16 protein-coding genes are annotated in these 17401 nt (G+C 73.4%); 9 read left to right on the forward strand and 7 right to left on the reverse strand.

All coding sequences use genetic code 11. The features are described from left to right. Positions 1–67: 67 nt before the first annotated feature. Complete coding sequence (locus ACFYWX_RS40915; RefSeq protein ID WP_389430215.1) at positions 68–1567, forward strand: PLP-dependent aminotransferase family protein; 1500 nt, start codon at positions 68–70, stop codon at positions 1565–1567. A 53-nt stretch (positions 1568–1620) separates the two neighbouring features. On the opposite strand, the gene ACFYWX_RS40920 is transcribed toward ACFYWX_RS40915, so the two are convergent. Together ACFYWX_RS40920 and ACFYWX_RS40925 are read right to left on the reverse strand one after the other, a co-directional pair. Further along, complete coding sequence (locus ACFYWX_RS40920; protein WP_389430216.1) at positions 1621–3189, reverse strand: hypothetical protein; 1569 nt, start codon at positions 3187–3189, stop codon at positions 1621–1623. Between the two features lie 52 nt (positions 3190–3241). Continuing rightward, a complete protein-coding gene (locus tag ACFYWX_RS40925) occupies positions 3242–3436 on the reverse strand; it encodes a hypothetical protein (protein ID WP_389430217.1) in 195 nt (64 codons plus the stop codon). 263 nt (positions 3437–3699) lie between these two features. Between ACFYWX_RS40925 and ACFYWX_RS40930 the strand changes: the two genes are divergently transcribed. The 5 genes from ACFYWX_RS40930 (at position 3700) to ACFYWX_RS40950 (ending at position 9161) form a co-directional block, all read left to right on the forward strand. Then, a complete protein-coding gene (locus ACFYWX_RS40930) occupies positions 3700–4092 on the forward strand; it encodes an ankyrin repeat domain-containing protein (RefSeq protein WP_389430219.1) in 393 nt (130 codons plus the stop codon). Between the two features lie 324 nt (positions 4093–4416). Further along, positions 4417–5838 carry a HEAT repeat domain-containing protein gene (locus ACFYWX_RS40935; RefSeq protein ID WP_389430220.1) on the forward strand — a complete coding sequence of 474 codons (1422 nt, stop codon included), beginning with the start codon at positions 4417–4419 and terminating at the stop codon, positions 5836–5838. A gap of 169 nt (positions 5839–6007) precedes the next feature. Continuing rightward, positions 6008–7135, forward strand: coding sequence for a glycosyltransferase family 4 protein (locus tag ACFYWX_RS40940; RefSeq protein WP_389430221.1), 1128 nt, complete (start codon positions 6008–6010; stop codon positions 7133–7135). Beyond that, a complete protein-coding gene (locus ACFYWX_RS40945) occupies positions 7132–8304 on the forward strand; it encodes a glycosyltransferase (RefSeq protein ID WP_389430222.1) in 1173 nt (390 codons plus the stop codon). The genes ACFYWX_RS40940 and ACFYWX_RS40945 overlap by 4 nt, the downstream gene beginning before the upstream one ends. Continuing rightward, positions 8301–9161: an SGNH/GDSL hydrolase family protein gene (locus ACFYWX_RS40950; protein ID WP_389430224.1), complete on the forward strand. Its 861-nt coding sequence runs from the start codon at positions 8301–8303 to the stop codon at positions 9159–9161. The genes ACFYWX_RS40945 and ACFYWX_RS40950 overlap by 4 nt, the downstream gene beginning before the upstream one ends. A gap of 181 nt (positions 9162–9342) precedes the next feature. On the opposite strand, the gene ACFYWX_RS40955 is transcribed toward ACFYWX_RS40950, so the two are convergent. Genes ACFYWX_RS40955 through ACFYWX_RS40975 form a run of 5 tightly spaced genes read right to left on the reverse strand, consistent with a single transcriptional unit; the run spans position 9343 to position 13878 of the window. Beyond that, positions 9343–10212, reverse strand: coding sequence for a biotin-dependent carboxyltransferase family protein (locus ACFYWX_RS40955; protein WP_389430225.1), 870 nt, complete (start codon positions 10210–10212; stop codon positions 9343–9345). Continuing rightward, the gene (locus tag ACFYWX_RS40960; protein ID WP_389430226.1) at positions 10209–10952 is read right to left on the reverse strand and encodes an allophanate hydrolase subunit 1; all 744 of its coding nucleotides are present in this window, start codon (positions 10950–10952) and stop codon (positions 10209–10211) included. Before ACFYWX_RS40960 ends, ACFYWX_RS40955 begins: the two co-directional genes overlap by 4 nt. Then, positions 10949–11707: a LamB/YcsF family protein gene (locus tag ACFYWX_RS40965; protein ID WP_389430227.1), complete on the reverse strand. Its 759-nt coding sequence runs from the start codon at positions 11705–11707 to the stop codon at positions 10949–10951. Before ACFYWX_RS40965 ends, ACFYWX_RS40960 begins: the two co-directional genes overlap by 4 nt. 15 nt (positions 11708–11722) lie before the next feature. Beyond that, positions 11723–12580: a putative hydro-lyase gene (locus tag ACFYWX_RS40970; protein WP_389430228.1), complete on the reverse strand. Its 858-nt coding sequence runs from the start codon at positions 12578–12580 to the stop codon at positions 11723–11725. After that, positions 12577–13878, reverse strand: a complete 1302-nt coding sequence (locus ACFYWX_RS40975; protein ID WP_389430229.1) for an MFS transporter — start codon at positions 13876–13878, stop codon at positions 12577–12579. Before ACFYWX_RS40975 ends, ACFYWX_RS40970 begins: the two co-directional genes overlap by 4 nt. Positions 13879–14048: 170 nt before the next feature. Between ACFYWX_RS40975 and ACFYWX_RS40980 the strand changes: the two genes are divergently transcribed. From ACFYWX_RS40980 to ACFYWX_RS40990, 3 genes are all read left to right on the forward strand, one after another. Then, positions 14049–14744 carry a GntR family transcriptional regulator gene (locus ACFYWX_RS40980; RefSeq protein ID WP_389430231.1) on the forward strand — a complete coding sequence of 232 codons (696 nt, stop codon included), beginning with the start codon at positions 14049–14051 and terminating at the stop codon, positions 14742–14744. A gap of 116 nt (positions 14745–14860) precedes the next feature. Then, the gene (locus ACFYWX_RS40985) at positions 14861–16387 is read left to right on the forward strand and encodes a hypothetical protein (RefSeq protein ID WP_389430233.1); all 1527 of its coding nucleotides are present in this window, start codon (positions 14861–14863) and stop codon (positions 16385–16387) included. A gap of 133 nt (positions 16388–16520) precedes the next feature. Beyond that, on the forward strand, positions 16521–17399 hold the full coding sequence (locus ACFYWX_RS40990; RefSeq protein WP_389430234.1) for a hypothetical protein: 879 nt from the start codon (positions 16521–16523) through the stop codon (positions 17397–17399). The last annotated feature ends 2 nt before the right edge of the window (positions 17400–17401 follow it).

Raw genomic sequence — 17401 nt, forward strand, 5'->3', positions numbered from 1 at the left:
CGTGACACTCTGTGGCTTGGGAAGAGAAGTCATCCATGGCCAATTCGGGGAAGGTGGACTGGTAATTATGGCTCAGTGGACCTCGGCAGTGGGGCCGGCGCAGCTCGCCCGGCTGCTCAAGTCACAGCAGGACCGCCCCGCGGGCCCCGGCACCCGCCGTCCGCCCGCCTATCGCGCGCTCGCCGACGGCATCCGGCTGCTGGTGCTGGAGGGGCGCGTTCCGGTGGCCGCCCGGCTGCCTGCCGAACGAGAGCTGGCGCTGTCCCTGTCCGTCAGCCGCACCACCGTCGCCGCCGCCTACGAGGCGCTGCGCTCCGAGGGCTTCCTGGAGTCCCGTCGCGGCGCGGGCAGCTGGACCGCCGTACCGGCCGGAAACCCCCTTCCCGCGCGGGGCCTCGAACCGCTCCCGCCCGAAGCGCTCGGCTCGATGATCGACCTGGGCTGCGCGGCGCTCCCCGCACCCGAGCCGTGGCTCACCCGCGCCGTGCAGGGCGCGCTCGAGGAGCTGCCGCCGTACGCGCACACGCACGGCGACTATCCGGCGGGCCTGCCGGCCCTGCGCGCGATGATCGCCGAGCGCTACACCGCGCGCGGGATCCCCACGATGCCCGAACAGATCATGGTGACGACCGGTGCGATGGGCGCCATCGACGCCATCTGCCATCTGTTCGGGGGGCGCGGCGAGCGCATCGCCGTCGAGTCGCCCTCGTACGCCAACATCCTTCAGCTGATGCGTGAGGCCGGCGCCCGGCTCGTGCCCGTCGCCATGGCCGAGGGGCTCGCCGGGTGGGACCTGGACCGCTGGCGTCAGGTGCTGCGGGACGCCGCGCCCGGCATCGCGTACGTCGTCGCCGACTTCCACAACCCGACCGGAGCGCTGGCCGACGACGACCAGCGGCGGCGGCTCGTGGACGCGGCGCGCTCCGCGGGCACCGTGCTGATCGCCGACGAGACGATGAGTGAGTTGTGGCTGGACGAGGACGTGGAGATGCCGCGTCCGGTGTGCGGGTTCGACCCCGCCGGGTCCACGGTGATCACCGTCGGGTCGGCCAGCAAGGCGTTCTGGGCCGGGATGCGCATCGGGTGGGTGCGGGCGGCTCCGGACGTGATCCGCAGCCTGGTCGCCGCTCGGGCCTACGCCGATCTGGGCACGCCGGTGCTGGAGCAGCTGGCCGTGAACTGGCTGTTCAGCACCGGGGGGTGGGAGCAGGCGGTGGAGCTGCGGCGGGAGCAGGCGCGGGAGAACCGGGACGCGTTGGTCGCGGCGGTGCGGCGGGCGTTGCCGGAGTGGGAGTTCGAGGTTCCCAAGGGCGGGCTGACGTTGTGGGTGCGGGCCGGGGGGCTCTCCGGGTCGCGTCTCGCCGAGGCGGGGGAGCGGGTGGGCGTGCGGGTGCCGTCCGGGCCTCGGTTCGGGGTCGACGGGGCCTTCGAGGGGTATGTGCGGTTGCCGTTCACCGTGGGGGGCGCGGTGGCCGAGGAGGCGGCGGTGCGGTTGGCCGCGGCGGCGCGCGTGGTCGAGAGCGGGGGGACGGCGGGGGGCGAGGCGCCGCGTACGTTCGTGGCGTAGCGGAGGCCCGGCTGCGGGCATGCGTGCCGCCCGGGGCGGCGCCCGGCCCGCAGCTACGAGGGTTCGGCCACCGCCACTGCTTCCATCGGTACCGGCTCCGGCTCCTCGTCCGCCGGAGTCGTCAGCGGAGGCAACAGCTCCAGTACCGCCTGACGCTGGGAGTCCGTCGTCGCGTCGTCGTACGGGTCCGGTGTCGCCGGGACCTGGAGGCGGTGGACCGGGCCCGTGCCCAGGCGGGCGTAGCCGCGGCCCGGGGGGACATGGGCGATGGGGGTGGTGTGAGGGCGGGTGCCGAGGAGGGACTCCAGTTGCGCGGCCGTGGCGGGGCCGAGGGCGACACGCGCGCGTGTGTGCTGTCGTACCGCGTCGCTCAGGGTGTCCAGGCCGTCGAACTGTTCGGCGACGACCACCGTCACATGGGCCGCGCGGCCGTGCCGGAGGGGGACCTGGAGGAGGGGCTGCGGATCCCTGCGGCCGTCGGCGTCGGCCAGATGGGTGAACGCGGTGGGGCGGTCGAGGAGGACCCACAGGGGCCGCTTGGTGTCGTCCGGCGCCGGGTGGCCCGCCTGACGGGCTCGGTTGGCCGCGATGAGCCGGCGCTCCGTCTCGTGCGCGGCCCACTCCAGGCTGGCCAGGGCGCCGGCCAGGCCGACCTCGACCGCCAGGACGCCGTCGCGGCCGGTCAGGCAGGCGTACTCGCCGGTGCCGCCGCCGTCGACGACGAGGACGTCGCCGTACTGAAGGGCCTGCAGCGCGACGGAGCGCAGCAGGGTGGAGGTGCCGCTGCCCGGCTGGCCGACGATCAGCAGGTGCGGCTCGGTGGAGCGGACGCCGGTGCGCCACACCACCGGCGGCACGTCGCGCCGTTCCGCACCGTGGGTGAGGGGGAGCGTGCGATGGACCTGGGTGGGGTCGGTGAAGCCGAGGACCGTCTCGCCGGGGGCGGTGACGAAGCGCTGGGCGGCGATGTCGGTGGGGAGCGGGGCGAGGACGGTGACCGTGAGTTCGTTGCCCTCTTCGTCCCACGTGAAGTGGTACTCGCGGCCACGGCCCGACTTCGCGGTGAGCAGCAGCTCGACGCGGGCGCGGGCTTTTGCCTCGCCGTCCGGGAAGTACGCCGGGTAGCGGATGACGAGGTGGGTGACGCGGCTCGAGCCGTCGAACTCGTACGCGGGGAAGGCCTTCTCCCATTCGCCGCCGTGGGCGTAGAGGGGAGCGGGGTCCTCGGCGGTCGAGAAGTAGGGAACCAGGGCCTCGTACAGCGACTGCAGGCGCTGCGTCCGGGACTCGTCGGGTCCCTCGGGTTCCGCCGATTTGCCCCGGCCCTGCCAGGCTGCCGCCGTCATCAGGGTGATGACGGCGAGCAGCGGGCCGTACGGCAGGAGCGCCACGACCAGGACCACCGACGCCACCAGGAACAGCAGCGGTCCGCGCCGGTCCTTGGGAGTGTCGGCCCACTTGCTCCGCCCGGCCGAGGCCAGTCGGCGCAGACCGCGGGTGATCGTGATCAGTGGGTGGAGGACATCGGTGGCGCTGTCGGCCGCCGTCCGGGCCAACTCCCGGCTCCGTGCGATCTGCGCGTTGCCTGTGCTCAGGATGCGGGGGAGGGGGCGCCGGGCCACTGCTGTCTCCTGATGGTGCGTACGGAAGGGACGGACGGCGGGGCGGGCGGCGTCAGAACTTGATGCCGCCGAGGAGGCTCGCCAGGCTCTCGCCGCCTGCCTTGATGCTCGGGGCGATGGCCGTACTGGCCAGATAGAACCCGAACAGGGCCGAGACCAGGGCGTGCGACCCCTTGAGCCCGTCCTTGCGGAAGAACAGGAACACGACGATGCCGAGCAGGACCACGCCTGAGATGGACAAGATCATTTGAGCTCTCCTGGTTGGATGGGGACAGTCACCATGAGTACTTCCAGGCTCACAGGATGTATCCATACGATAAAAGGTGCAACTGGATGAAATACGTCTGATTTCACCCAAGTGGCGGGCGTCGTCCCGGGCCCCGTGAGCAGGGCTGATGCGTCCATCGGGGGCCGTGGTGATCTTTGCCTGGGACGGGCCCGGTCATGTGCGCCGGAAGCCAGTACTCTGGCGATTCACCTGAACGGTTGTAGCGAGAGGCGGACCGGCCGATGACAGAAGCCCCCGACCCCGAGGTCGTGGAGCTGGCGACCAAGATCTTCGATCTGGCCCGGCAGGGGCAGACAGAGGCGCTCGTGGCGTACGTCGACGCGGGCGTTCCGGCCAACCTCACCAACGACCGGGGCGACTCCCTCGTCATGCTCGCCGCCTACCACGGCCACGCCGGGGCGGTGCGGGCGCTGCTGGCACGCGGCGCCGACGCCGACCGCGTCAACGACCGAGGCCAGACCCCGCTCGCGGGGGCCGTCTTCAAGGGCGAGGAGGAGGTGATCCGGGCCCTGCTGGACGCCGGAGTCGACCCTTCCGCGGGCACTCCCTCGGCCGTCGACACGGCCCGGATGTTCGGCAAGGCGGACCTGCTGAAGCTGTTCGGCGCGCAGTGATCCGTAGTGGGTGAACAGGTAAAACGCAGTTCCTGACCAGGTAAGTCAACGACCACGGGGGAGGCGGTACGGGGCCGCCGGAAATTTCGGTCGCGGCATGCTGAGCTGCCGAGTCATCATGACGTCGTGATTCACGGACGCGATGGCTGGGCAGGTGTTGCCGCACCGCGCGGGCCGTGATGCGGTCCGCATGGGCCACCGACGAGAGGCAGAGGAAGATGGTCTACAGCAAGCAAGAGACGGCGGGCGCTCCGACGTGTTGTCACGCGGCCAGGTAATGCGTGTTCCCCGGTTGCGTCGACGCTTGATGTGAGGCTGTTTCCCATGTTCGATCCGGTCATAGCGCCCAGCGGTACGCTGCTGGGCCTGCTCCAGCGGGGCCGCGGCGACGGCACGCTGCACGCGCTCACCGCCCCGCGGGCCGACGCGCTCGCGGCACTGAACCACTGTGTGCTGCGCGACCCACGCCACGACTGGCAGGTGGAGAACCGCTCCCTGTACTACGCCCGTCTCTTCCTCGACCTGAACGGCGATCTGGACGAGATCGAGGCGCACCTCTTCGACGTCGAGGACGCCTTCGACACCGACGAGTCCCGCACCGGCCTCGCGCTCGCCGTCCTCGGCCACCTCGCCTCCTACGGCAGGCGCGACGCCCTCGAACTCCTGCGCAGGTACGCGGCCACCGGCGCCAACTGGGCCTGGGCCCTCGACGAGCTCGCCCTGCGCGACGACGACGCAGGTCTGCGTGCCCTCGCCGCGCCCGTACTGGCCCGTTTCGCGACCGATGCCGAGGGCGAGGCCGAACTCGCCGCCACCGTGCGCGACGCCTTCGAGCCACGGCCCTGGCGGCTGTGGGCCGAGGACCCGCGCGACTACGTCTCCACGCGCGTGCGTGCCGCCCAGGAGACCGGCTGCTTCGACCGATGGCAGCGGCAGATGCGCCCCACGGGCCCCCGCCCGGGCTGGAGCGTGCAAGCCGTCTTCGAGTGGGCCCAGCAGGGCCTCGAACGCGGCGCCGCCCTCCACGTCCCGGCCGCGCGCTGCCTCACCGCCGTGGCGGGGCCCGAGGACCGGCCCGAGATCGTGCGGGCCGCCCAGGACGGCACCGACGGAGCCCGCTGTACCGCGCTGCGCTACCTCGCCGACAGCAACGATCCCGACGCCCTCGACCTGGTCGAGGGAGCCGTGGCCACCGGCACGACGGCCGTCGTGGAAGCCGCCCTCGACGCCTTCGAACGCATGCGCAGCGTCGCCGCCGTCGACCGGGCCCGCGGCTGGGCCCACCGGCCCGACGCCCTCGGCGCCGCCGCCGGCCGCATGCTCGCCTGCCGGGGCGCGGCCGCGGACAGCGACCTCGTCCTCGGCGCCCTGCGCGAGGCCGTGCGCGGCGAGGGGCCCGACGCACCGACCCTGTGGACCCTGGTCGACGGCGCCGGGCGGCTCGGCATCGCCTGCGCCGCGCCGGTACTGCGCCACATCTACCGCGAGACCGCCTCGTCCCATCTGCGCGGGCGCTGCGCCCGCGCGCTCGCCGCCACCGACCCCTCCTTCCCCACGGGCTTCGCCGTCGAATGCCTCTGGGACTGCGAGGAGACCACCCGCGAGGTCGCCGCCCGGCACGCCGAGACCGGTGACGTCCGTGTCGTCGAACGACTGCGCCGACTCGCCGCCGATCCCGCGGAGGAGGCCGAGGTGCAGACGGCCGTACGCAGCCGGATCGGGCCGGACGCCGCGTCAGCGATGTGAACACGGGGTAGAGGCATGCCCGCCGGGTGAACTCGGGATGACGCGCGGGTCGGTCGGGTATGGACGTGGTCTGACCTGCGGGGTCGAGCAGCGCAACGCTCACAGGACGTTTGTCGTGCGGAAAGATCCACTTTGACGCGGCCACGTCCGGTGCGGCGACAACACCGGTATGCGTGTCGTCATCGTGACCGAATCCTTTCCCCCCGATGTGAACGGCGTGGCCCACTGCGCGCTCCAGACCGCCCGGCACCTCGTGGATCGCGGTCATCTTCCGCTCGTCGTCGCGCCGGCCACCGCTGCCGGTCCCGGGCCCGACGCCTCGGCGCCGTGCCCCGTCGTCCGTGTCCCCTCCCTCCCGCTCCCCGGCTACCCCCAGGTCCGCGTCGCCCTCCCCAGCCGACGCGTCGCCGCCGCCCTCACCGAGCACCGCGCCGACCTCGTCCACCTGGCCAGCCCCTTCATCCTCGGCGTCCGCGGCATGGCCGCCGCCGCCCGGCTCGGCATTCCGGCCGTGGCCGTCTACCAGACCGACCTGGCCGGATATGCCCGCACCTACGTGCACGCGGGCGAGGCGGCCGCCTGGCGGCGCATCCGCTCCGTGCACGCCGCCGCCGACCTCACCCTCGCCCCGTCCAGCGCCGCCCTGCACGACCTGGAGGCGCACGGCGTGCCCCGGGTCCGACTGTGGCCCCGAGGCGTGGACACCGTCCGCTTCCGCCCCGACCTCCGCGACGAGGCGCTACGCCGCGAACTCGCCCCGAACGGCGAGCTGATCGTGGGCTATGTGGGACGGCTCGCGCCCGAGAAGCAGGTCGAGCTCCTCGCCGACGCGTGCGGCCTGCCCGGCGTGCGCGTCGTGGTGGTGGGCGACGGCCCGAGCGAGCCCGGGCTGGCCGAGGCACTGCCCGGCGCGGTCTTCCTGGGCCGGCGTATCGGCGACGACCTCGCCCGGATCTTCGCCTCGCTGGACGTCTTCGTGCACACCGGCCCCTTCGAGACGTTCTGCCAGACCGTGCAGGAGGCCATGGCGAGCGGTGTCCCCGTCGTCGCGCCCGCCGCAGGGGGCCCGCTGGACCTGGTCACCCACGGGCACACCGGGCTGCTGGTGCCGCCGCGCGACGCGGCCGCCGTCCGGGACGCGGTGGCCACGCTGGCCGCCGATCCCGCACTGCGGGCCGCCTACGGGGCTGCCGGGCGGGCCACGGTCGAGGGGCGCACCTGGGCCGCCGTCGGTGACCAGCTCATCGGGCACTACGCCGGTGTGCTGGCGGCGCGGAAGCACGTGGTGGCGGCATGAGCACGCCTTCACTGCGGATCGTGCGGCTCGCCAACTTCGTCGCCCCCACCTCCGGGGGCCTGCGCACCGCGCTGCGCGAGCTCGGCAGGGGCTTCAAGGCGGCCGGGCACGAGCCGGTGCTGATCGTGCCCGGCTCGACTGCGACTGACCGTGAGACCGAGCAGGGCCGGGTGATCACCCTGCCGGGGCCCTTGCTGCCGGGCACCGGCGGCTACCGCGTCCTCACCGACAAGCGGCGGGTGGCCCGGCTCCTGGAGGAGCTGGCCCCCGCCCGGTTGGAGGTGTCCGACCGGACGACGCTGCGGTGGACCGGCAGGTGGGCGCGGCGGGCCCGGGTGCCCGCCGTGATGGTCTCCCACGAGACCGCCGACGGCGTGCTGCGGACCTGGGGCCTGCCGGAGGGGGCGGCCCGGCGCGCCGCCGACGCCCTCAACGTCCGTACGGCCCACACCTACGCGCGCGTCGTGTGCACCACGGAGTTCGCCGAGCGCGAGTTCGTGCGGATCGGCGCTCGCAACGTCGTACGGGCCCCGCTCGGCGTCGACCTCGTGCAGCGGCACCCCGCGCTGCGTGACCCGGCGCTGCGGGCGCGGTACGCGCGCGTGGACGAGACCCTGCTGGTGATGTGCTCCCGGCTGTCCGTGGAGAAGCGGCCCGGCACGGCGCTGGACGCCCTCGATGCGCTGCTGCGGCGCGGTCGGCGGGCGGTACTGGTGGTGGCCGGGGACGGGCCGCTGAAGTCACGGCTCGAACAGCGGGCGCGCGAGCGGCGGTTGCCGGTGACCTTCCTCGGGCACGTCGCCGACCGCGGCCTTCTCGGCGCGCTCCAGGCCTCAGCGGACGTCTGTCTGGCGCCGGGGCCCGCCGAGACGTTCGGGCTCGCCGCGCTGGAGGCTATGGCGTGCGGGACGCCGGTGGCGGTGAGCGCCTCGTCCGCGCTGCCGGAGGTGATCGGATCCGCGGGTGCCACCGCCGCCGACCACGGGGAGGGCTTCGCCGACGCCGTGAGCATGCTCCTCGACCGCTCCGAGGAGGAGCGGCGGGAGGCGGCACGCGCGCGTGCGGAGGGCTTCGGCTGGGGCGCGGCGGTGGAGGCGTTCCTGGCGGCGCATGATGCGTCGATGCCGGTGCGGCCCGCGCGGCCCTACGCGCCCGGAGGCATCGGATGAGAACCCTCCGCTTCGTGGCGCTCGGGGACTCGCTGACCGAAGGCGTGGGCGACCCCGTGGGCGACGGGTGGCGCGGATGGGCCGCGCTGCTCGCCGACGGACTGGCCGAACAGCCCCAGGAAGCCGTGGAGTTCACGAAGCTCGCGGTCAGCGGAGCGCAGACGCGTGACGTGCTGGAACGCCAACTGCCCGCCGCTCTCGAGCTGCGGCCGGACCTCGCCTCCGTCGTCGTCGGTGTCAACGACACCCTGCGCTGCACCTTCGACATCCAGGCCGTCGCCGAACGCCTCGACACGGTGTACGCCGCCGTCACCGGGCAGGGCGCGGCCCTCCTCACCGCGTGCCTGCCCGACCCGGGCGCGATGCTGGGTCTGCCCGGTGCTCTGGCCCGGCCCCTGGCACGGCGGCAGCGGGCGGTCAACGCCGTGGTCCATGCGCTGTCCGACCGCTACGGGGCGGTCCACCTGCACGCCGCCGAGGGCGCGTGGCTCACCGACCGCGCCCTGTGGAGCGCGGACCGGCTGCACCCCGGCGAAGGCGGGCACCGACAACTGGCCGTGCGCTTCCACGCACGGCTGGCGGAGGCGGGCCTCGCGACGGGGAAGGCGCCCTCCCCGGAGCCCGAGTTCCCGGCGCCCACGAAGTCGGCGAGCCTGAGGTGGCTGGCCACCGCCGGTACCGGGTGGGTCGCCCGGAGGTGCACCGACCTGCTGCCGCAACTGCTCACCCTCGCCGCCGACGAGATCCGTCACCGCGCCCGGGGCACGAGCGCCCGGCTCGACCTGCGGGCGTCCGCCGCGGTCTCGGCTGCGTTGGCTGCGCTGTCGGTGGGGGAGCAGCGGGCGGACGCCGCGTAGGGCCCCCGACGTCCCGCACCTCCGCCTCGGCACGGCCCTCCGGGGCCACGACCGGCCTTACCTGCGACGCACCGCAACGAAGCGGACCGGTCACGGCCTTCCGGGGCCCACGGCCGGCCTTACCTGCGGCGCACCGCAACGAAGCGGACCGGTCACGGCCTTCCGGGGCCCACGGCCGGCCTTACCCGCGGCGCACCGCAACGAAGCGGACCGGGGTACCCGGGAGCGCCTGTGCCGTGGCGGGGAGGTCGGCTGCGCGGACGACCCCGATCACCGGGTAGCCCCCGGTGGTCGGATGGTCGGCCAGGAACACCACCGGCCGTCCGTCGGGCGGTACCTGGACCGCGCCCAGCACCATGCCCTCGCTGGGGAGTTCGCCCGGCAGGGCCCGCTCCAGGGCGGGGCCCTCCGTGCGCAGGCCGATGCGGTTGCTCGCCGAGGACACGCGGTACGGGCGTGACGTGAAGATCCGCACGGCCTCGGGCGTGAACCAGTCGTCACGCGGACCCAAGCTGACGCGCAGGACGAGCTCGGCGGGGGGCCTCGGCTGCGGAGCGACGTCCACGCGCGCGTGGGGGCCTGGTACGGGCCCCAGGGGAAGGACGGTGCCGTCCGTGAGGGGCGCCGGGCCGAGCCCCGACAGCAGGTCGGTGGAGCGGCTGCCGAGGACCGGGTCGACGGCGATGCCGCCGGAGACGGCTACATAGCTGCGTACTCCCTGTAGGGCCGCCCCGACGTCCAGGAGCGCTCCGGCGGCTACGCGCACGGGCGCGCCCCAGGCGACCGGCCGTCCGTCCAGGGTGACCGGGCAGGGCGCGCCGCCGACCGCCACGGTGACCGTGGAACGGGGCCGGACGGCGCAGCCGTTGAGGGTGGTCTCCAGGACGGCCGCGTCGGGCGGGTTGCCGACCAGCCGGTTGACGAGCGCCGCCGCGGGGCCGTCCAGCGCCCCCGAGCGGGGCACACCGAGGTGCGCGTGCCCCGGGCGGCCCCGGTCCTGCACCGTGGTCAGCGCCCCGGCGCGTACGACGGCGAGCGCGCGGTCGGTCATGCGGTACCCATCGGGTTGGCGGGGCTGACGGTTCCGGCGTGGGCAATCGGTTGCTCCTGTGGGGAAACCGGTTCCGGCTGTGCGGCAACCGGTTCCGCCAGTGGAGCAACCGGTTTCGCCGGGTCGACCGGCCCCACCGGGACGAAGCGCACGCGCGTGCCCGGCGACAGGAGTGCGGCGGGTACGCGCGCGTGGTCCCACAACACCGTGTCCGTGGTGCCGATGAGCTGCCAGCCGCCGGGTGACGAGCGTGGGTACACGCCCGTGTACGGGCCGGCCAGCGCCACCGAACCGGGTGGGACGGCCGTGCGGGGAGTGGCCCGGCGCGGTACGTCGTAGCGGGAGGGGAGCCCGGTGAGGTAGCCGAAGCCGGGGGCGAAGCCGCAGAAGGCGACGCGGAATTCGACGGACGCGTGGATGCCGGCCACCTCCTGCTCCGAGACGCCCCAGTGTGCGGCGACGTCGGCGAGGTCGGGGCCGTCGTAGCGCACCGGGAGTTCGACCACCTCACGCGCGCGTGGGGGAACGGGAGGGATGTCGGAGGCGGTCAGTTCGGATGCCCAACGGACCGGGTCCTCCAGGCCGTCGAGGAGGACGGTGCGGGCCGCGGGGACGATCTCCCGGACGATCAGCGCGCCCTCCGCGCGGCGCCGCAGCAGCTCGGCGTGCAGGGCCTGGGCCTCGTCGCCCGTGGAGAGCTCGACGAGCAGGGCGCTGTCGCCGACGGGCAGGGCCCTCATACGAAGGCCTCCACCCGGACGCCCGACTCCTCCAGCCGCTGCCGTACCCGGCGGGCCAGCTCCACCGCGCCGGGAGTGTCCCCGTGCAGGCACAGGGAACGCGCGCGTACCTCGATGCGGGCGCCGGAGTGCGCGGTGACCGTGCCGGAGCCGGCGAGGCTCACCGAGCGCTCCACCACCGCGTCCGGGTCGGTGACCACGGCGCCGTCCCGGCCGCGTGGCACGAGGGTGCCCTCCTCGGTGTACGCGCGGTCCGCGAACGCCTCGGTGACGGTCGGCAGCCCGGCCTTGCCGGCCAGCTCCAGCAGGCGCGAGCCGGGCAGGCCGAGCACGGGCAGGGCACCGTCCGCGAGGAGCACGCCGTCGACGACCGCGCGGGCCTGCTCCTCGTCGTGCACGACGCGGTTGTAGAGCGCGCCGTGCGGTTTGACGTACGCCACGCGCGCGCCCGCCGCGCGGGCGAAGACCTCCAGGGCGCCGATCTGGTAGGCCACCTCGGCCGCCAGTTCGGCGGGCGGCACGTCCATCGCGCGCCGCCCGAACCCCGCGAGGTCCCGGTAGGAGACCTGGGCGCCGATCCGTACACCGCGCTCGGCCGCCAGCTCGCACACCCGGCGCATGGTGACCGCGTCCCCGGCGTGGAAGCCGCAGGCCACGTTGGCGCTGGTGACGACGGACAGCAGCCGCTCGTCGTCGGTCAACTGCCAGCGGCCGAAGCCCTCTCCGAGGTCGGCGTTCAGATCGATCGGTGTCATGGACCCTGTCTCCTGTCAGGCCACGCGGTACTGCTCGTCGCGGGCGTCGGTGAGGAACATCTGTCCCGGTGCGTGGGTGATGGCGAACGGCGGGCGCGAGGCCGTCACCGCGGCCTGCGGGGTCACGCCACAGGCCCAGAACACCGGTATGTCGTCCGGGTCGGCGTCCACCGGGTCCCCGAAGTCGGGGCGGCCGAGGTCGTCGATGCCGAGCCCCGACGGATCGCCGCAGTGTACGGGGCCGCCGTGCACCGCCGGGAGCAGACTGCTCTCCCGGATGGCCGCCGCCAGGTGCTCCGGCGGAACCGGCCGCATGGACACCACCATCGGACCGTGCAGCCGCCCCGCGGGACGGCACTGACGGTTCGTCACGTACATCGGCACGTTGCGCCCCTGCTCGATGTGGCGGATCGGGACGCCCGCCTCGGACAGCGCCCACTCGAAGGTGAAGCTGCACCCGATGAGGAACGACACCAGGTCGCCGCGCCAGTGACCGAGCACGTCCGTCGGCTCGTCCACCAACTCGCCGTCCCGCCACACCCGGTAGCGCGGCAGATCGGTGCGCAGGTCGGCGCCGTCCGCGAGGACCGTGTTGAACGATCCGGCGTCCGTGACGTCCAGCACGGGGCACGGCTTCGGATTGCGCTGGCAGAACAGCAGCATCTCGTACGCCCAGTCGGCGGGCACCGAGATCAGGTTGACCTGGGTGTGTCCCGCCGCGACCCCGGCCGTGGGGCCCGCCAGACCCTTCCGGAAGCGCTCCCGCGCGGTTTTCGGGCTCCACGCGTGCGCGTGCTCGTCGACCAGGGTCGGGGGGCGGTCGTTCGTGAGGGTCGGGGAGCGGTGGCCCGCGCGGTCCTCCGTACGGTTCACGCCAGTTCCCTTCCGCGCGTTTCCGGCAGCCCCAGCAGCGCCAGGGCCGCGATGCCGTAGCCGATCGCGCCGAAGACCAGCGCGCCGCCCACGCCCCAGCTGTCGGCGAGGAAGCCGACGCTGGTGGGGAAGACGGCGCCGACGGCGCGGCCGGTGTTGTACGTGAAGCCCTGCCCCGTGCCGCGCACCGCCGTCGGGTACAGCTCGCTCAGATAGGAACCGAAGCCGCTGAAGATGGCCGACATGCAGAACCCGAGCGGGAAACCGAGCACCAGGAGCAGGGTGTTGGCGCCGTCCGGAATGTTCGCGTACGCCAGGATGCACAGCGCCGACAGCAGGGCGAACAGCCAGATGTTGCGCCGGCGGCCCAGCCGGTCGGTGAGGTAGCCGCCGGTGAGGTAGCCGGCGAACGCGCCCGAGATCAGGAACGTCAGGTAGCCGCCGGTCCCGACGACCGACAGGCCGCGCTCGGTCTTCAGGTACGTCGGCACCCAGGTGGCGAGGGTGTAGTAGCCGCCCTGGACACCGGTGGACAGCAGGGCCGCGAAGACCGTGGTGCGCAGCAGACCGGGCTTGAAGATCGCCGTGAACGAGCTCTTCTCGGTGCTCGCCTCGCGGACCGCGACCGCCTCGGGGGCGTCCTGCACCTGGCGCCGCACCCACACCACGAGCAGCGCGGGCAGGGCGCCGGTCCAGAACATCACCCGCCAGGCCAGGTCGTCGCCGACGAAGGAGAAGACCAGCGTGTACACGATCACGGCGAGCGCCCAGCCCACGGCCCAGGAACTCTGGATCGCGCCGAGGGTGCGGCCACGGTGCTTGGCGCTCGCGTACTCCGCGACGAGGATCGCGCCGACCGCCCACTCGCCGCCGAAGCCGAGGCCCTGCAGGGCCCGGAAGACCAGCAGCGTCTCGTAGTTGGGCGCGAAGCCGCAGGCGACGGTGAACACCGCGTACGTGACCACCGTGACCATCAGCGCCCTGACCCGGCCCACCCGGTCGGCCAGCACGCCCGCGAGGGCGCCGCCGACCGCGGAGACCACGAGGGTGACGGTGGTGAAGAGGCCGGTCTGGCCGCTGTCCAGGCCGAAGTACGCGGCCAGGGCGACCATGCTCAGCGGCAGCGTGAAGTAGTCGTACGAGTCCAGGGCATAGCCGCCGAACGCGCCGGCGAAGGCGCGGCGGCCGCGCGGACCGAGGGCGCGCAGCCAGCCGAACGCGCCGTCGTCGGCGGCGCGTTCATCGTTCTGGGACTGTGCGGCGGTGGGCGGGGCCTGCGGTGGAGGGGTCGTGCTCATGGGCACCTCGCTGAGGGAGGAGGAGGGTGCTGGGAGAGAGCCGTGCCGTGCTGAGGCCGGGTGCCGCGGTGGGGACGGGGCGGGGCCGTGCGTAGCACCGTAGAGGATCGTTCAACGATCCTTCAATACCCATGTTGTCTCGTCCTTGCATCTGCGCTTGAATTCCCGTCATGGCAGAGCAGCTGGCGGGACTCGCCGACGACCGCGCCCTCCTGGGCCGCACCAGCACGGCCGAACGGGTCTCGGACATCCTCAGAAGCCGGATCGCGGAGGGCTACTTCCCGCCCGGGACACGACTGTCGGAGGACAGCATCGGCGGGGCGCTCGGCGTCTCCCGCAACACGCTGCGCGAGGCGTTCCGGCTGCTCACCCACGAGCGCCTGCTCGTCCACGAACTGAACCGGGGCGTGTTCGTGCGCGTCCTGACCGTCGAGGACGTCGAGGACATCTACCGCACCCGGGCCCTCGTCGAGCGCGCGGTCGTCCGCGGGCTCGGCGAGCCGCCGTACGCGCTGCAAAGCCTCGCGGCGGCGGTCACGGAAGGACAGGTGGCGTCCGTCCAGAAGGACTGGAAGGGCCTGGGCACGGCCAACATCCACTTCCACCGCGAGCTCGTCGCACTCGCCGGCAGCGAACGCACCGACGAACTGATGCGCAGCGTCTTCGCGGAGCTGCGCCTCGCCTTCCACGTCGTCGACGACCCGCGTCGGCTGCACGAGCCCTACCTCACCCGCAACCAGCAGATCCTCCAGGCCCTCCAGGCCGGGGACAAGGCCGGTGCCGAGAAGCTCCTCGCGATCTACCTCGACGACTCCCTGGCACGCGTGGTGGAGGTGTACCGGCGGAGGGTGGGGGAGGAGAGCTAGGCCGTTCGTGGAGGCGACCGGCCGACGGCCGGCCCGGCGCGGCGTCTCGGCCCGACCGCCGGGGCGCGTCTGCGTCGTTTGGGTCGTTGTCAGACCGAGGACCTAGTCTGTGCACCGTGACTTCGCCTGCATCGACGGACAGCGTTCCGCCCCAGCTCAGCGCGGGGCCGCGCCCCGCACCGGGCCCGGCCGCCGACGAGGGGCTGGCGCGGCGGCTGCGCGCGCTCGCCTGCACGGCGCCGATCCACGACCTCGACGCACGCAAGGCCAACCTCGCCGGCGCGTACTCGGTGTACGGCATGGCGGAGATCGCCCTCGCCGCCATCGACCTGGTCACCCTCAACATGGACTTCGACACGGGCGCCGACCACGACCAGATCGTCGCCCGGCTCATCCCGCGCATCACCGCCCAGGCCCCGCGCCGTCCCGTCGCCGAGCACGAGCGGGTGGCCCGCTGGGTCCTGGAGAACCTGATCAACGTCGGCAGTGTCGACCGCGGCTTCCGCGCCGTGTACGGCACGTTCGCGCCCGACGGCAGCTATGTGCGCCGTGACTACGACTTCAAGCTGATCGAGGAGGTGCCCGGCTACGGCGGCACCGTCTACCTCCGTACGACGGACGAGGCCGTCAACGTCCTCGTCGGCGCCCTCGACACCGACGTCACCAGCGCGCAGATCGCCGCCGAGGTCAAGCTGGAGGTACTGATCAGCCGCGGCCGGCTCGCCGACGCGCAGCTCGCGGCCGAGCAGGCCCGCTACCGGACCGTGCAGTACTCCGAGACCCTGCGCAGGGCCCTTGAGGCGACCCGGCGCAACGTCCGCGCGGTGGACTGGCTCAACACGGTGCCCGACATGATCGCCGAGGCACTCGACCACGTCGCCGACCGCTACCGCCACGAGAACGCGATCCTCACGAACATCCGCAAGGCGCGGGACGAGTCGGAGGACCCGGAGAACAAGCGGCGCGCCGCCGAACTCGTCGACATCGTGAAGGACTGCATCCGCCGGCACACGCAGCTCCAGTCCCGCCTGCTGGAGGCCGGGCCCCTGTTCCGCGCCGAGCAGGACCGGCAGGCCTTCGCCACACCGATGACGGCATCGGGGATAGACCTGTACGGGCACCTCGTCGCCCCGGTCCTCCCGCTGCCCCTGGAGCAGGCGATCCGGGTCACCGATGCGTTCTTCGCGCGGGGGACGGGGCTGCGTACGCCGGTGTCCGTACGGGTGGGCGACCTCGTGGACATACTGCTGACGCCGCCGATGGAGCGGGAGCATCTCGGGGCGGAGATGCCCGAGCCGGACCTCATCGCCACACCGGACGACAGCCGGTTCAGCGAGGAGCAGTTGGCGGCGGCGATGGAGCTGCTGGACCTGCCCGCGGATGCGCCGCGGCGGCTGTCGGGGCTGCTGGCACAAGCGCGGCGGTCCGACCCCGATCTGCCGTATCTGGTGGCGCTGTTGGCTGTGCACGCCGCGAGTCCGCCCGTGGGGACGGCCTATCGGCAGGGTGAGGAGAAGCTGTTGTTCGCCGTGGACGACGGGACGGAGCTGGAGGATCCCGAGTTCGGTGGGGCGGATCTGATCGTGGGGACGGCGTTGTTGGACGCGGTGGGGATGGCGGCGGATCGGACGGAGGCGGCGTGAGGCCTTTGCCGGAGGGCGACTGCGGGTCGGCCGTGGTTGATCGCGCCCACGCGGCGGACCCGCACCTGTCACTGGCCCGCGCCCCCGGCGGCGCTGCCCTCACCCCCGTTTTCAAGAGCAAGGAGTTGCAGTCGTGAGCGAGCACGTCGAGTGGAGTGACGCGGAGGCCACGGCACCGTCGGCGTCCGCCGCCGTCACGCCCGCCGACGCCGCTGACGCGGCGCGGCTCGTCGCCTTCGGGCTGCAGCCCAAGTTGCAGCCCGCGCGTGACCAGGAGTACACGGAGTTGCTGCGGCGGTACCGCGAGGACCCGCCGTTCGCACGGCTCGCGGACGCCGTGGCGGCGGGGCTCGGGCTCGTCGTGCTGGAGGTGTCCCCGCGCGCGGGGATGGCCGTGACCGCCGCCGAGGACTCGGTGTTCGCCGTTCGCATGGGTGACTACGCTCGGCGTACGTCCGCCGACTCCGCAGACCGGTTCCTGCACGGGCTGGCCCACCTCGCGGTCGCCGCCATGGCCTTCCCGCGTCCGGAGGACCTCGCCGACGACAGGTACATCGGGCGGGTCAGCGTCAACGGGGTCGACGCCTTCGTGCGGCAGGCGTGCCGTCGGCTGGAGGAGCGCGCCGATCTTCAGGGCGAGAACACCGACCCGGCCACCGAGGCGCCCGGCCTGGAGGCCGCCTGGCGGATCTGGGCCAGACGCAGCTCCACCGGTGCCACCAAGGACGCGCGCAGGCTGGCGGGTTCCACCACGGGCATCGTCGGCAAGGCCGCCGCGTTCCTCACCGACTCCGGCTTCCTCCAGCGCACCGGCGACGACAACGGCGGTACGTACCGGACGACGGCGCGGTACCAGCTCCAGGTGCGGGACATGGCGGGAAGCGCCGCGATGGCCGAGCTGCTGGAGCTGGGCGTGGTCCCGGTGACCGACGGCACGCCGACGCTGCTGCCCGCAGAGGAGACCGACGACCTGGACCTGGTGGCCGACGCCGGCCTGCCGTTCCACTCCTGAAG

The sequence above is a fragment of the Streptomyces sp. NPDC002888 genome (assembly GCF_042888465.1).
In the GTDB taxonomy this organism is placed as follows: domain Bacteria; phylum Actinomycetota; class Actinomycetes; order Streptomycetales; family Streptomycetaceae; genus Streptomyces.

Coding starts and splice junctions, on each gene's coding strand:
- ACFYWX_RS40925 (WP_389430217.1), bottom strand. CDS start 3,436: ATGATCTTGTCCATCTCAGGCGTGGTCCTGCTCGGCATCGTCGTGTTC.
- ACFYWX_RS40940 (WP_389430221.1), top strand. CDS start 6,008: ATGCGTGTCGTCATCGTGACCGAATCCTTTCCCCCCGATGTGAACGGC.
- ACFYWX_RS40955 (WP_389430225.1), bottom strand. CDS start 10,212: ATGACCGACCGCGCGCTCGCCGTCGTACGCGCCGGGGCGCTGACCACG.
- ACFYWX_RS40960 (WP_389430226.1), bottom strand. CDS start 10,952: ATGAGGGCCCTGCCCGTCGGCGACAGCGCCCTGCTCGTCGAGCTCTCC.
- ACFYWX_RS40945 (WP_389430222.1), top strand. CDS start 7,132: ATGAGCACGCCTTCACTGCGGATCGTGCGGCTCGCCAACTTCGTCGCC.
- ACFYWX_RS40975 (WP_389430229.1), bottom strand. CDS start 13,878: ATGAGCACGACCCCTCCACCGCAGGCCCCGCCCACCGCCGCACAGTCC.
- ACFYWX_RS40935 (WP_389430220.1), top strand. CDS start 4,417: ATGTTCGATCCGGTCATAGCGCCCAGCGGTACGCTGCTGGGCCTGCTC.
- ACFYWX_RS40980 (WP_389430231.1), top strand. CDS start 14,049: ATGGCAGAGCAGCTGGCGGGACTCGCCGACGACCGCGCCCTCCTGGGC.
- ACFYWX_RS40915 (WP_389430215.1), top strand. CDS start 68: ATGGCTCAGTGGACCTCGGCAGTGGGGCCGGCGCAGCTCGCCCGGCTG.
- ACFYWX_RS40930 (WP_389430219.1), top strand. CDS start 3,700: ATGACAGAAGCCCCCGACCCCGAGGTCGTGGAGCTGGCGACCAAGATC.
- ACFYWX_RS40950 (WP_389430224.1), top strand. CDS start 8,301: ATGAGAACCCTCCGCTTCGTGGCGCTCGGGGACTCGCTGACCGAAGGC.
- ACFYWX_RS40965 (WP_389430227.1), bottom strand. CDS start 11,707: ATGACACCGATCGATCTGAACGCCGACCTCGGAGAGGGCTTCGGCCGC.